Here is a 13,546-nt window from a genome sequence, read left to right as displayed (position 1 = left end):
CACCGGCGGTCCCGCCAGGTGGTCGTGACCTCGCTCGCACCGCGGTGTCAGGGGCGCCGACCCGCCGCCCGCTGCCCGCTGCCCGCCGGGCGCCGGCGAACCGGGCGCCCGCGAACCGGGCACCCGGCGCCGGTCACCAGGGGGACGGGCGGCCGGCGGACGGTCAGGCGTCGACGACCACCGCGATGACGACCGGCTCGCGGCGCAGGGCCCGGCCGAGATGACGGGCGACCGCACCGGCGATGACCGACTCGAGCTTGCCGATGTCGTCGGTCCCCGGCGCCGTCCGGGCGAGGGCCGTGGTGATCTCGGCGGTGGCCCCCTTGAGGAGCCGGCCGTCGCTGACGAAGCCGCGGGTGAGGTACTCGGGCGGCTCGGCCAGTGCGTTGGTCTCGGGGTCGAGGATCGCCAGGACGGTCACGACGCCGCCGTCCTTGAGCTGGCGGCGCTCGGCCAGGACGCCCTCGGTCGCGCGGCCGATCGTCTCGCCGTCGACGTAGACCAGCTCCGCCGGCACGTGCCCGGCGAGCCGGGCGCGGCCGTCGACGAGGTCGATGACGTCGCCGTCGCGGGCCACGACGGTGCCCTCCGCCGGGACGCCGGTGCGGATGGCGAGGTCGGCGTTGGCGCGCAGGTGCTTGGCCTCGCCGTGCACCGGCATGACGTTGCGGGGCCGGACGATGTTGTAGCAGTACACGAGCTCGCCGGCGCTGGCGTGACCGGAGACGTGGACCTTGGCGTTGCCCTTGTGCACCACCCGGACCCCGCGGTCGGTGAGCTTGTTGATGACGCCGTAGATGGCGTTCTCGTTGCCGGGGATGAGCGAGGAGGCCAGCAGCACGGTGTCGCCGTCGCCGACCTCGATCTGGTGCTCGCCGTTGGCCATCCGGGACAGGGCGGCCAGGGGCTCGCCCTGGGAGCCGGTGCACACGAGCGTGACCTTCTCGTCGGGCATCTGCTCGAGCTTCTTCGCATCGACGACCAGGCCGCGGGGGATCGTGAGGTAGCCGAGGTCGCGGGCGATCCCCATGTTCCGCACCATCGACCGGCCCACGAAGGCGACCTTGCGCCCGTGGGCGTGGGCGGCGTCGAGGACCTGCTGGATGCGGTGCACGTGGCTGGCGAAGCTGGAGACGATCACGCGGCGCGGCGCGGTCGCGAACACCTGGTCGATGGCGGGGGTGAGGTCCCGCTCGGAGACGGTGAAGCCGGGGACCTCGGCGTTGGTGGAGTCCGTGAGGAACAGGTCCACACCCTCCTCGCCCAGCCGGGCGAAGGCGCGCAGGTCGGTGATCCGGCCGTCGAGGGGGAACTGGTCCATCTTGAAGTCACCGGTGTGCAGGACCATGCCGGCCGAGGTGCGGATCGCGACGGCGAGGCCGTCGGGGATGGAGTGGTTGACGGCCACGAACTCCAGGTCGAACGGGCCGGCGGTGCGCCGGTCACCGGCCTCGACGTGCACCGTGGACGGGGTGATCCGGTGCTCCTTGAGCTTCGCCGTGATGAACGCCAGCGTCAGCTCCGAGCCGATCAGCGGGATGTCCGCGCGCTCCTTGAGCAGGTACGGGACGCCGCCGATGTGGTCCTCGTGCCCGTGGGTCAGCACGATCGCGACGATGTCGTCGAGGCGGTCCCGGATGGGGGTGAAGTCGGGGAGGATGACGTCGACCCCGGGCTGGTGGTCCTCGGGGAAGAGAACCCCGCAGTCGACGACGAGCAGCTTGTCGGCGTGCTCGAAGACGGTCATGTTCCGGCCGATCTCGCCCAGGCCGCCCAGCGGCATGACGCGGAGCCCGCCGGGGGCGAGCGGGGCGGGGGCCCCGGGGGCGGGGACGCTCCTCGGGGCGTTCCGGGGGGCGCGAGCGGTCCTCTGGGTGCTCTTCGGGGCGCTCCTCGGGGCGCGCGCGCTCCGGGCGGGGGCGTTCTGGGTGGTGCTGTTCTTGGCGGGGGCGTTCTTCTGGGCAGCGGGGCTCATCGTCAGTCTTTCGTCGGGTGCGGCCCGTGCGGGCCGGGGGCGGGTGGGACCTCGTCGGAGGTCCGGTCGGTCGTCACGCGGCCACGAGCGGGGTGAGGACGACCTCGGGATTGTTGCGCCGGAAGGTCTGCAGCCGCCAGCGGTCGGCGAAGAGCGCGAGGAGCTGGCCGTCGGTGCGTTCGAGGACCTCGGCGCCGAGCTGGGCGTCGATCGCGGGCACCCACGCGCGCTCGGTGCGCAGGGCGGTGGAGTAGCCGAGCTGCTCGAGCCGGATCGGTGCGTTGAACTCGGTGGCCATCCGGTGCTGGGCCACCTCGAACTGCATGGGCCCGACGGCGGCAAAGACCGGTGCCTGCTCGCCGCGCAGGTCCGAGCGCAGGATCTGGACCACGCCCTCGGCGTCGAGCTGGGCGATGCCACGGCGGAACTGCTTGTACCGGCTGGGGTCCACCGCCCGGGCCACGGCGAAGTGCTCCGGGGCGAAGGTCGGCAGGGGCGGGAACTCGACGCGGCGGCCGTCGTGGAGGGTGTCGCCGACCCGCAGGTCGGTGGCGTTGACCAGGCCGACGACGTCGCCGGGGTAGGCCAGGTCCACCACCGTGCGCTCGCGGCCGAACGCCTGCTGGGCGTACTTGGTGGCGAACGGACGGCCGGTGCGGGCGATCGTCACGACGCTGCCGCGCTCGAAGACGCCCGAGCACACCCGCACGAACGCCAGCCGGTCGCGGTGGGCGGTGTCCATCCCGGCCTGCATCTTGAAGACGAACGCGCTGAACGGCTCCGTGATCTCGCGCGGGTCGCCGTCGACGTCGGGCCGGGCGTCCGGGGCCGGCGCGAGGTCGACGAGGACCTCGAGGAGGGCGTGGACGCCGAAGTTGCGCACCGCGGAGGCGAAGAGCAGCGGGGTGGAGATCCCTGCGAGGAAGGTCGCGTCGTCGTGGTCGGCCCCGGAGACGTGCAGGAGGTCGGACTCCTCGGCGGCGACGTCCCAGGCGTCGCCCTCGCGGGCGGCGGCCGTGGCGGGGTCGAGACGCTCCTCGGGGGCGATGTGCGCGCCGCCGGCGGTGGCGGTGAAGCGCACGTACTCCCCGGTGCGGCGGTCCAGGACCCCGCGGAAGTCCCCGGCGATGCCCACCGGCCAGGTGAGCGGTGTGGGGGTCAGGCCCGTGCGCTCGGCGATCTCGTCCATGAGGGCGAGGGCGTCACGGCCGGGCCGGTCCCACTTGTTGATGACGGTGATGATGGGGATGCCCCGGTGCTTGCAGACGGCGAAGAGCTTCATCGTCTGGGGCTCGAGGCCCTTCGCGGCGTCGACGAGCATGACGGCGGCGTCGACGGCGGCCAGCACCCGGTAGGTGTCCTCGGAGAAGTCGGCGTGGCCGGGGGTGTCGAGGAGGTTGAGGACGGTGTCGCGGTAGTCCAGCTGGAGCGAGGCGGAGGTGATGGAGATGCCGCGGGCCTGCTCCATGTCCATCCAGTCCGAGACGGTGCGGCGCCGACCGGCCTTGCCGTTGACGTGCCCGGCCTCGGCGATGGCGTGGGTGTGCAGCGCCAGGGCCTCGGTCAGGGTCGACTTGCCGGCGTCGGGGTGGCTGATGACGGCGAACGTGCGCCGGCGGGCCGCCTCGGTGGCGACGTCGACGCGCTCGGCCGTCTGGCTCACTCGTCCTCCTGGGTGGTCGGCTGCCCGCGATGGGCCGTCAGGAGATTCTAACGTTCCGGCAGGGTGCGGCCGATCGGCCGACGACGCGGCCGGGCGCCGCCGCGCTCAGGGCTGGACGAACTCGCACGACTCGACGTGGCCGCGCGGCAGCGTGCACACGGTGCCCGTGGGCAGGTGCACCCGGGCGCAGGCGCCCTCACCGGCCCGGTCGGCGTCGATCGACGAGTTGTGGGTGTCGATGCGTTCGGGAGATGTCGGGCGTTCTCGGGTCATGGTTGCAGCGCCGTCCTGGGAGCGCCACAAGGTGCCATCGCCGGACAACCCGCCGTGGCGGCGGACGGGATGTTCTGCCGACGCTACACCCGACAGGTGTCGATCTGCCTTCCCGCTCGACCGCGTCCCACCCGTGGGCGAACGGCTCCGCCCGGAGGTCCCCCGGCGTACGCTGCCGGGAAGGCCGAACGGGGGAGGCACCGCAGCCGCCGGGACGGACGTCCGGCCACGAGGAGGTCCGATGGCGCTGCTCAGCCTCGGCGTCATGGGGTCGTCGCGCAAGGAGAACGAGCGCCGGCTCGCCATCCACCCCACGCACCTGGCGCGCATCCCCGACGACCTGCGGGGCCACGTCTTCCTCGAGCGCGGGTACGGCGAGCGCTTCGGCGTCCCCGACGCCGCCCTGGAGCGCGTGGTCGGGGGCTTCCGCACCCGGGCCGAGCTCGTCGAGGAGTGCGACGTCGTCCTCCAGCCCAAGCCCCTCATCGAGGAGATCGCGGGGCTGCGCAGGGGCCAGGTGCTGTGGGGCTGGCCGCACTGCGTCCAGGACCACGAGCTCACGCAGGTGGCGATCGACCGCTCCCTCACGCTCATCGCGTTCGAGGCGATGAACCACTGGAACGCGGACGGCTCGTTCAACCTCCACGTGTTCCACAAGAACAACGAGCTCGCGGGCTACAGCTCGGTCCTCCACGCCATGCAGCTCGCCGGGACCAGCGGTGACTACGGCCGGCGCCTGAGCGCCGTCGTCATCGGCTTCGGGGCGACCGCCCGCGGCGCCGTCACCGCGCTGACGGCGTTCGGGGTGCACGACGTCGACGTCCTCACCCACCGCCAGATCGCCGCCGTCGCCGCCCCCATCCACTCCGCCCGCATCATCCACTTCGACAGCGACGAACCGCCGCACACCGGCGAGGTCGCCACCGACGACGGGCCGGTCCCGCTGGCCGAGTTCCTCGCGGGGCACGACGTCATCGTCAACTGCGTCCTCCAGGACACCGACGCCCCGCAGATGTTCCTCACCGACGAGGACCTGCCGTCGCTGCGCCCCGGAACGGTCGTCGTCGACGTCTCCTGCGACGCGGGCATGGGGTTCGGCTGGGCGCGCCCGACGACGTTCGAGGACCCCACCTTCACCGTGGGTGAGAACGTCCTGTACTACGCGGTCGACCACAGCCCGTCCTACCTGTGGAACTCCGCCACGTGGGAGAACTCCGTCGCGCTGCTGCCCTTCCTCCGCCCCGTCATGGAGGGACCCGACGCCTGGGAGCGGAACCGGACGATCGCGCGCGCCGTCGAGATCCGCGACGGCATCGTGCAGAACCGGGCGATCCTGTCGTTCCAGGGCCGCGCGGTGGAGCACCCGCACTGGCCGCTGGCCACCTGAGCGGGAGCGTGCGGCCGCCGGCCACCTGAGAGGGCGTGCGCGCCCGGTCGCCGGCTCCCGCGAGGTGGCCCTCGGCGCGTCCGACCCGGTCAGGCGGGGACCAACGGACCTGACCCGGCGGGCCCACGACGGCGCATGCTGGTCCCGGCGGCGGCGCACGCCGGCCGACCGCGGACGTCGGCGCCCGCACCGGACCGTGCACCGCCCGTGAGGCGGAGGGGCCATGGCCGGTCTGACGCAGGCGGAGGCGGCGGCCCGGCCCGCCCGGGACGGTCCGAACCTCCTGCCCGCCGCGCGCCGTCCCTCGGCGGCCCGGCGGCTCGCCGGCGAGCTCACCCACTTCTTCGCCCTCATGCTCTGGGCGGCCGCGGGGCTGGCGCTGCTCGGCCGCCTGCCCGAGCTCGCCGCCGCCATCGCCGCCGTCGTCGTCCTCAACGCGGTGTTCGCCCTCGCCCAGCAGGCCCGGGCCGACCGCGCAGCCGACCGGCTGAGCGCCATGCTCCCCACCCAGGTCACCGTCCGGCGGGACGGGCGGCGCCGCATCGTCGACGCCGCGGAGGTCGTCGTCGGGGACGTCCTGCTCCTCGAGAGCGGGGACCGGGTGCCCGCCGATGCCGTCGTCGAGCGCGGGAACCGCCTCCTCGTCGAGACCGCCATGCTCACCGGTGAGAGCGGTGCCGCTGCCGTGGCGGACGGGGAGGTCATCTTCGCCGGGACGTTCGTGGTCGAGGGGGAGGCGCGGGCGTGCGTGCGGGCCACCGGTGCGGGCACCCGCCTCGCCGGCATCGCCCGGCTGACGACGTCGGCCTCGCCCGACACCCCGCTCACCCGCGAGCTCCGGGCCCTCGTGCGGGTGGTCGCCGGGATCGCGGTGGGCGTGGGCGCGGCATTCCTGGGGATCTCCCTGCTCGTGGGCAACCCGGTGCAGGACGGGTTCGTCTTCGCCGTCGGCGTCACCGTCGCCCTCGTGCCCGAGGCGCTGCTCCCGACCGTGACGCTCTCCCTGGCGTGGGGCGCCGAGCAGATGGCGAAGCGGCAGATCCTCGTGCGCAACCTCGAGGCCGTCGAGACGCTCGGCTCGACCACCTTCGTGTGCACCGACAAGACCGGCACGCTCACCGCAACGAGATGACGGTGGTGGAGGCGTGGACGCCGGCGGGCGGTGTGGTCGTCGACGGCACCGGGTACGGGCCGACGGCCAAACTGTCCTGGGTCCGGGCCGGCCGGCCGGGCGACCGGAGCCAGGACGACGGGGCCGCCGCCGCGCACCGCGCCGCCGATACCCCGGTGGACGACGCCGTGCGTGCCTGCACGGCGCTGGCCCTCGCCGCGGTGCGCTGCTCCACCGGGTACGCGCACGAGGTGCGCGGCGTGTGGGAGGCGCACGGCGACCCGATGGAGGCCGCCCTCGACGCGTTCGCGCACCGCCTCGGTCTGGACACCGAGGCCGACCGGCGGGCGCACACGGTGGACCGGCGCTTCCCGTTCGACCCCCGGGTCCGCCGGATGTCGGTGGTGGTGGCCGGCGGCGCCGTCGTCAAGGGCGCTCCGGACGGCGTGCTGCCGCTGTGCGCACCGGCCGGCCCGACGACGCCGGAGGCCGCGACCACGGCGGAAGCCGCGACGACGGCGGGAGCCGGGACACTTGACGCCGCCCACGCCCAGGTCGACGCGCTCACGGCGCGCGGGCTGCGCGTGCTCGCCGTCGCCGGCGCCCCGGTCGCCGGTGACCTGCCGACCACGCCCGAGGAGGCGGGGTCCGGGCTGCGCCTGCTGGGCCTGCTGGCCCTGGAGGACCCGCCGCGCGACGACGTCGCCGCCTCCCTCGCCGCGTGCCGGCGCGCCGGCGTCGCCGTCGCGATGGTCACGGGGGACCACCCGGCCACCGCTGCGGCGATCGCCGCCGAGGTCGGGCTGAGCCGCCCCGGGGCGCCGCTGCTCACCGGCGCGGACCTGCCCGCGGAGGAGCGGGTCCTGGCGGCGCTGCTCGACCACGACGGCGTCGTCGTCGCCCGCGTGACGCCGGAGGACAAGCTCCGCATCGCCCGGGCGCTGCGCTCGCGCGGCCACGTCGTGGCGATGACCGGCGACGGCGTCAACGACGCCCCGGCCCTGCACGAGGCGGACATCGGGGTGGCGATGGGCCGCTCCGGCACCGACGTCGCCCGCGAGGCCGCCGACCTCGTCCTCCTCGACGACGCGTTCGCCTCCATCGTCGCGGGCATCGAGCAGGGCCGGGCGACGTTCGTCAACGTCCGTCGCTTCCTCACCTACCACCTCACCGACAACGTCGCCGAGCTCACCCCGTTCCTCGTGTGGGCGCTCTCCGGCGGCCGGTTCCCGCTCGCGCTGGGCGTCCTGCAGATCATCGCCCTCGACCTGGGCACCGACACCCTCTCGGCGACGGCGCTGGGTGCCGAGCCGCCGGCCCGGCACCTCCTCGACGGCCCGCCGGTGCGCGGGCGTCTGCTGAGCCGGACCGTCCTGCGGCGGGCCTTCGGACTGCTCGGCCCCCTCGTCGCGGCACTGACGATGCTCGCGTTCATCGTCTCCCTCGTCGCCGCCGGGTGGCGGCCCGGCGGGACGCTCCCCACGGGCCAGGACCTCGCGGCCGCCTCCGGGGCGGCGTTCATGACGGTGGTGCTCGCCCAGACCGCCAACGCCTTCGCCTGCCGCAGCTCCACCCGGTGGCCGGGCGCCCTCGGCTGGACGACCAACCGGCTCCTCCTGCCCGCCGCGACGGCGGAGCTCGCCTTCTCCGTCGTCGTCCTCCTCGTCACGCCGGTCGCGCTGCTGCTCGGGCACGCGGCCCCGCCGGCGGCCGGCTGGGCCGTCGCGCTCGCCGCCGGACCGGTCCTCCTCGCCGTCGACGCGGCGGACAAGCGCCTGCGTGCGGGGACGTCGGGTGCGCGGACCCGGCGTGCGCGTGCGGCGACCCAGGGCGCCCGGACCCGGCGGGCCCGTGTCTCAGACGGCGTCGCGGCGCCGGATGGCCAGCGCCCCGGCGGCGACGGCGAGCGCGGCCAGGACGAGGAGGTAGGCCACGCTGTGGCTCAGGGGCAGCGCCCGGTCGGTCACGTCGCAGAGCGTCCCCCTGGCGTCGGTGGTGCAGGTCTGGAGGAAGTACACCGTTCCGCCGGCGACCCAGCCCTCGACGTTCTTCATGAGCAGCCAGGGCTGCAGGCGGGGGATGAGGTTGGCGAGGACGAGCTCGACGACGACGACGTACCCCACGACCGCCCCGAGGACGCCGGCGGTGTGGCGCGCGAGGACGCCGAGGGCGGCACCCGCCATGGCGACGACCGCCGTCAGGGCCAGGACCCGCAGCGCCGTCGCGCCCGCGTCCCCCCAGTCGCGTGACGTCATGGTCCCCGCGAGAGCGAACCCCCTGGCGACGAGCCACGCGCCCCCGACCAGCGCCCCCACCAGCACCACGGTCGCGGGCAGCACCCCGAGGGTCGCCGCGAGGAGCTTGCTGGCGTAGACCCGCAGCCGGCGGGGCTCGAACGTCAGCCACGTGCTCAGCGAGCCGGTGCTCACCTCGGCCGCGGTGAAGGTCGCACCGACGACCAGCGCGAGGAGGACGAGGAGGTAGGCGTGCCCGGCGAGCACCCCGGGCAGGGTGTCCTCGAGCGGCGGGGCGGTGACGAGGAACCACTCCTCCTGCGGCTCCATCTGGTCGCAGCCGAAGTCGACGTCCCCACCGGAGAGCTCGCGCTCGCGCTCCTCAGCGGCCAGGCACTGCGCGACGTTCTCGTCGCCGTTCTCCGCCCAGTCCGCCTGCGCCCTCTCGAACTCGGCCACGGCCCGGGCCCGCGCGTCGCCGGACATCGGCCGGGAGGACTGCCACACCCCCGCCAGGACGAGCGCCGTCGCCACCAGGGCGCCGGCCATGGCCAGGACCACCAGGCGCCGGGAGAACAGCCGGCGGAGCTCGACGACGAGCAGGCGCGTCACCGCTGCTCACCGCCGGTCGGCTGCGCGTCCCCGCCGGGCGCGGTGAGGTCGAGGAAGACCGACTCCAGGTCGGCCCGCAGCGGGGTGAGCTCGTGGACGAAGATGCCCGCCCGGGCCAGGACCTCGGTGATGCGGGCGGGGTCATCGGCGCCGGTGACGTGCAGGGCCGGCCCCTCCGGCCGCACCTGGAGCCCGGCCGCCGTGAGGACGGCCGCGGCCGCGCCGGGGTCGGGCACCCCCACACGCACCGCCCGGACCCCGCGGTCGCCGATGACGTCGGCCACGCGTCCCTCGGCGAGCAGACGCCCCCGTCCGATGATCGAGACCGTGTCGGCGACCTGCTCGACCTCGGCGAGGATGTGGCTCGAGACCAGCACGGTGCGCCCCTCGTCCCCGAGCCGGCGCATCGTGCGGCGGATGTCCCGGATGCCGGCGGGGTCGAGCCCGTTGGTCGGCTCGTCGAAGATGAGCAGGTCCGGTGACTTGAGCAGGGTCGCGGCGATCGCGAGCCGCTGCTTCATGCCGAGGGAGTAGCCCTTGTACCGGTCGCGGTCGCGCCCGGCGAGGCCGGTTTCCTCGAGGACCTCACCGACCCGGGCGCGCGGGGCGCCGACCGCCCCGGCGAGCAGCTCGAGGTTCCGCCGGCCGGTGAATGTGGGGAAGAACCGCGGGGACTCCACGATCGCGCCGACCCGGCCCACGACGTCGGGCAGGTGCTCGGGCACCTCCTGCCCGAACAGGCGCATCGTGCCGGACTCAGCCCGGACGAGCCCGAGGAGCATGCGGATCGTGGTGGTCTTCCCCGAGCCGTTCGGCCCGAGGAACCCGTGGACGCCACCGACCGGGACCCGTAGGTCCAGGCCCTCGACCCCCACCCGGGTCCCGCCCCGGCCGCGGTACGTCCGGCGCAGGGCGGTGGTCTCGATGGCGAGCTGGCTCATCGGGCTCCCGGGGTCCGTCGGTGGCCGCGACGTCCCGACCTGGCCGGATGCTAGCGAAGGGTCGGGGTGCGGCGGGCACGGACGCGCGCGAGAGGCGGTCGCTCCGGCTCAGACCTCCGTCGCGCGGTTGACCCAGGTCTGGGTCGCCTCCATGCCGACCCGCTCGTAGAGCCCCAGCGCACCCGTGCGCGAGTCGGTGCTCAGGCCCGACCGGGTGGCCCCGTGCTCCCGGGCGCGGGCGAAGGAGTCGGCGAGCAGCGCCGTCGCCAGGCCACGGCCGCGCTGGTCGCGGCGCACCGCCAACCGGTCCACGTAGCCCTCGCCGTGCGCGACGACGACGAAGGACGCCCCGACGACGTCACCCGACGGGTCGGTGACCACGCGCAGGTTCCACGGCTCGAACCCGGGCCGGAGCATCACCTGCGCGGCGAAGTCCTCGAAGGTCTGCCGCTCGCGCACCGACCACTCGAGGAAGGCGTCCTCGACGACCGTCCACACCGCCCGGTGGTCGGCGGCGGCCGCCTCCCGCAGCGCGTAGCCGGCCGGGAGCGGCTGCGGCCGGATCTCGCGGCCCTCGGGCAGGCTGAGCACCCAGCTGGTCCAGCGCACGCGCCAGCCGAGCGCGTCGAGCAGACGGTCGCCGGGCGAGCCGACCGGCACGGGCATCCCCACGGCCGAGGTACCGCGGGCCCGGGCGGTCCGGCGCACCCAGTCCGCCAGCGCCGTGCCGATGCCCTGGCCGTGGTGGCTCGGGTGGACCGAGGCGTCCGCGCGGTCGGCGCCGGAGTGCTCGGCGTAGGCAACGAGGCGCCCGCCGTCGAGGACGCCGACGGCGGACGCGGCGAGGTCGAAGCCTGGCCGCTGCCAGTCCGCGACGATGTCGGCCTCCTCGATGGAGACCTCGCCGGTGTCGGCGAGCTCCTCGGCGGCGATGATCGCCGTGAGGGCGGCTGCGTCACCGGGGACGAGCGGGCGCTGGGTGAGCCCGGCGGGCAGGCCCTCGAGGGCGGGGACGTCCATGACGTCAGTGAACCGGTGCCCGACGGCGGGCGCCATCGATTTCCGCGACCGGACCGCACGCTCCCGGTTCCCGAGCGCCGTCGTCGCCCGGCGACGATGATGGGCACCACGCCCCGGCGGACCCGCGGGCCCCCGGCCGCCGTCAGGAGGAGCGCCGTGCACGAGCTTGTCGAGCAGGTCCTGGCCGAGACGCCGCTCGTCGACGGCCACAACGACTGGCCCTACGCCCTGCGGGGACGGGCCGGCTCCTCCGTCGAGGACCTCGACCGGCCCAGGACGGGTTTCCACACCGACATCCCGCGGCTGCGGGCCGGGCGGGTCGGCGCGCAGTTCTGGTCGGTGTTCGTCCCGTCCACCCTGCCCGAGCCGGAGGCGGTGGTGGGCACGCTGGAGCAGATCGACCTCGTGCACCGGCTCGTCGCCCGCTACCCGGGCACGTTCGCCCTGGCCTGCACCGAGCCGGACGTCCTCGCCGCCTTCAGCTCCGGCCGGGTCGCCGCCCTCCTCGGCGCCGAGGGCGGCCACGCCATCGCCGGCTCGGTGGGCGTGCTGCGTGCGCTGGCGCGGCTGGGGGTGCGCTACCTCACCCTCACGCACAACGACTCCACGTCCTGGGCGGACTCGGCCACCGGCGCCGAGGTCGCCGGCGGTCTGGCCGACACCGGTCGCGCGGTGGTCGCGGAGATGAACCGCATCGGGATGCTCGTGGACCTCTCGCACACTGCGGAGACCACCCAGCACGACGCGCTCGACGTCGCGGCCGCGCCGGTGATCTTCTCCCACTCCTCGGCCAGGGCCGAGGGCGACCACCCGCGCAACGTCTCCGACGCCGTCCTGTCCCGGCTGGCCGGCAACGGCGGGGTCGTCCAGCTGACCTTCGTCCCGTCCTTCCTCTCCGCGGCGGCGGCCCGCTGGTGGCGCGAGGCCCAGGAGGCCCTCGGCGAGCACGCCTTCCCGTGGCCGCGCGCTCCCCGGCCGGGGGAGGACCCCGCCGTGGCCGCGGCCGAGAACGACAGCGCGCTGCACACGGCGGTGCCCGAGGAGGAGCTCGCCCGGTGGGAGGCCGACCACCCCCGGCCCCGGGTCGGGATCGAGGACGTCGTGCGGCACGTCGAGCACGCCCGCGAGGTCGCCGGGGTCGACCACATCGGCCTCGGCGGCGACTACGACGGCGTCGACCGGCTCCCCGACGGGTTGGAGGACGTCTCGGGCTACCCGCGGCTCCTCGACGCCCTGGCCGCGCGCGGCTGGTCCCGGGCGGAGCTCGCCGCGCTCGCCGGCGGCAACGTCCTGCGGGTGCTGCGCGACGCCGACGACGCCGCGGCGGAGACGCTCTGGCCGCGGGTGCGCTGAGGGGGCGTCGTGGGCGGGGGGAAGGTCGGTGCACGGCGGGGCCGGAGGGCCGTGGCGCAGTATCTGCGCGCGCAGGTCGACACCCTGACCGACCTCGTCGACGCCGTCCGGGCCGACGAGCCCGACGCGGTGCACCGCATGCGGGTGGCGACGCGGCGGCTGCGCAGCGCGCTGGCGACCTTCGGGCCGCTTCTCGAGCCGGTGGACCAGCTCCGTGACGACGCCAGGTGGCTGGGCCGGCGGCTCGGGGCGGTCCGTGACGCGGAGGTGATGGCCGCCCGCCTGGCCGACCACGCGTCCGGTCTCGGCGACGACGACGCCGTCGCCGCACTCGCGGGCATGCTCGAGGAGCGGCACCGCACCGCCCACGCCGAGCTCGTCGAGGCGCTGGACTCCCCGCGCGCCGGCGACCTCACCCGCGCGCTGGACCGGTTCCGTGCGGGGCCGCCGATCGTCCCCGGCGCCTCCGGCAAGGACCTGCGGCGCCGGGTCCGCAAGGATCACCGCCGGGTGGTGCGCCGGCTCGAGGCGGCGCTCGCGGAGGACGACCCCGCCGTCCGCGACCCGCTGCTGCACGAGGCCCGGAAGGCCGCGAAGCGGCTGAGGTACGCCGCGGAGGCGGTCACGCCCGCCGTCGGCAAGCCGGCGGTCCGCCTCGCCGCGGCCGCGGAGGAGCTCCAGGAGGTGCTCGGCGAGCACCAGGACGCCGTCACCGCTCGCGGGCTGCTCGAGGGGCTGCGGCCCGCGGCGACCGAGCCCGAGACGTGGCTGCACGCCCGGCTCGCGCTGGTCGAGCGCGACCTCGCCGACCGGGCGGAGGCTCGGGTGCCACGCGCACGGCTGCGGCTCGGACGCGCCAGGGTGCGGGCCTGGCTGGGCTGAGTCCGTTGACCGGGTCCGCCGGGTGAGCGAGGATGGCTGTGGATGGGGCGCGATGCCGAACCCCCCCTGCGCGTCGCGCTCCGTTCAGGGCGCGC

At 75.4% G+C, this 13,546-nt stretch carries 9 protein-coding genes and 1 pseudogene; 4 read left to right on the top strand and 6 right to left on the bottom strand.

Annotated features, from left to right (window positions below):
• Positions 1-163: 163 nt before the first annotated feature.
• The 3 genes from EDD32_RS02880 to EDD32_RS18690 all read right to left on the bottom strand — a co-directional run bounded on the left by EDD32_RS02880 (position 164) and on the right by EDD32_RS18690 (position 3,911).
• Entirely contained in the window at positions 164-1,783 is a 1,620-nt protein-coding gene (locus EDD32_RS02880; RefSeq protein ID WP_123920104.1) for a ribonuclease J, read from the bottom strand.
• A gap of 265 nt (positions 1,784-2,048) precedes the next feature.
• Positions 2,049-3,638, bottom strand: coding sequence for a peptide chain release factor 3 (locus EDD32_RS02875; RefSeq protein ID WP_123914441.1), 1,590 nt, complete (start codon positions 3,636-3,638; stop codon positions 2,049-2,051).
• A 105-nt stretch (positions 3,639-3,743) separates the two neighbouring features.
• On the bottom strand, positions 3,744-3,911 hold the full coding sequence (locus tag EDD32_RS18690; RefSeq protein ID WP_170175176.1) for a hypothetical protein: 168 nt from the start codon (positions 3,909-3,911) through the stop codon (positions 3,744-3,746).
• A 241-nt stretch (positions 3,912-4,152) separates the two neighbouring features.
• On the opposite strand from EDD32_RS18690, the gene EDD32_RS02870 reads away from it, so the two are divergent.
• On the top strand, positions 4,153-5,298 hold the full coding sequence (locus EDD32_RS02870) for a N(5)-(carboxyethyl)ornithine synthase (RefSeq protein WP_123914439.1): 1,146 nt from the start codon (positions 4,153-4,155) through the stop codon (positions 5,296-5,298).
• A 223-nt stretch (positions 5,299-5,521) separates the two neighbouring features.
• Positions 5,522-8,223, top strand: a pseudogene (locus tag EDD32_RS20085) (cation-translocating P-type ATPase); the annotation flags it as partial.
• 42 nt (positions 8,224-8,265) lie between these two features.
• Here EDD32_RS20085 and EDD32_RS20080 read toward each other — a convergent pair.
• From EDD32_RS20080 to EDD32_RS02850, 3 genes are all read right to left on the bottom strand, one after another.
• Positions 8,266-9,255: a hypothetical protein gene (locus tag EDD32_RS20080; RefSeq protein WP_123914437.1), complete on the bottom strand. Its 990-nt coding sequence runs from the start codon at positions 9,253-9,255 to the stop codon at positions 8,266-8,268.
• The gene (locus tag EDD32_RS02855; protein ID WP_123914435.1) at positions 9,252-10,196 is read right to left on the bottom strand and encodes an ABC transporter ATP-binding protein; all 945 of its coding nucleotides are present in this window, start codon (positions 10,194-10,196) and stop codon (positions 9,252-9,254) included. The genes EDD32_RS20080 and EDD32_RS02855 overlap by 4 nt, the downstream gene beginning before the upstream one ends.
• Before the next feature lie 108 nt (positions 10,197-10,304).
• Positions 10,305-11,216: a GNAT family N-acetyltransferase gene (locus EDD32_RS02850; RefSeq protein WP_246005947.1), complete on the bottom strand. Its 912-nt coding sequence runs from the start codon at positions 11,214-11,216 to the stop codon at positions 10,305-10,307.
• Between the two features lie 156 nt (positions 11,217-11,372).
• Here EDD32_RS02850 and EDD32_RS02845 point away from each other — a divergent pair, with 156 nt between their 5' ends.
• Positions 11,373-12,569, top strand: coding sequence for a dipeptidase (locus EDD32_RS02845; protein WP_246005946.1), 1,197 nt, complete (start codon positions 11,373-11,375; stop codon positions 12,567-12,569).
• Positions 12,570-12,620: 51 nt separating this feature from the next.
• Positions 12,621-13,451 (top strand): CHAD domain-containing protein, encoded by an 831-nt coding sequence (locus tag EDD32_RS02840; RefSeq protein WP_170175175.1) that lies wholly within the window; start codon positions 12,621-12,623, stop codon positions 13,449-13,451.
• Positions 13,452-13,546 lie beyond the last annotated feature (95 nt).

It is taken from the genome of Georgenia muralis (assembly GCF_003814705.1).
Taxonomy (GTDB): domain Bacteria; phylum Actinomycetota; class Actinomycetes; order Actinomycetales; family Actinomycetaceae; genus Georgenia; species Georgenia muralis.
Note: the sequence above shows the minus strand (reverse complement) of the source record. Positions and strands in the feature narration are given on the sequence as shown.

Bases quoted from the DNA above. Each gene is read 5' to 3' on its own strand.
- EDD32_RS02850 (WP_246005947.1), bottom strand. From the start codon at position 11,216: ATGGACGTCCCCGCCCTCGAGGGCCTGCCCGCCGGGCTCACCCAGCGC.
- EDD32_RS02870 (WP_123914439.1), top strand. From the start codon at position 4,153: ATGGCGCTGCTCAGCCTCGGCGTCATGGGGTCGTCGCGCAAGGAGAAC.
- EDD32_RS02880 (WP_123920104.1), bottom strand. From the start codon at position 1,783: ATGCCGCTGGGCGGCCTGGGCGAGATCGGCCGGAACATGACCGTCTTC.
- EDD32_RS02855 (WP_123914435.1), bottom strand. From the start codon at position 10,196: ATGAGCCAGCTCGCCATCGAGACCACCGCCCTGCGCCGGACGTACCGC.
- EDD32_RS18690 (WP_170175176.1), bottom strand. From the start codon at position 3,911: ATGACCCGAGAACGCCCGACATCTCCCGAACGCATCGACACCCACAAC.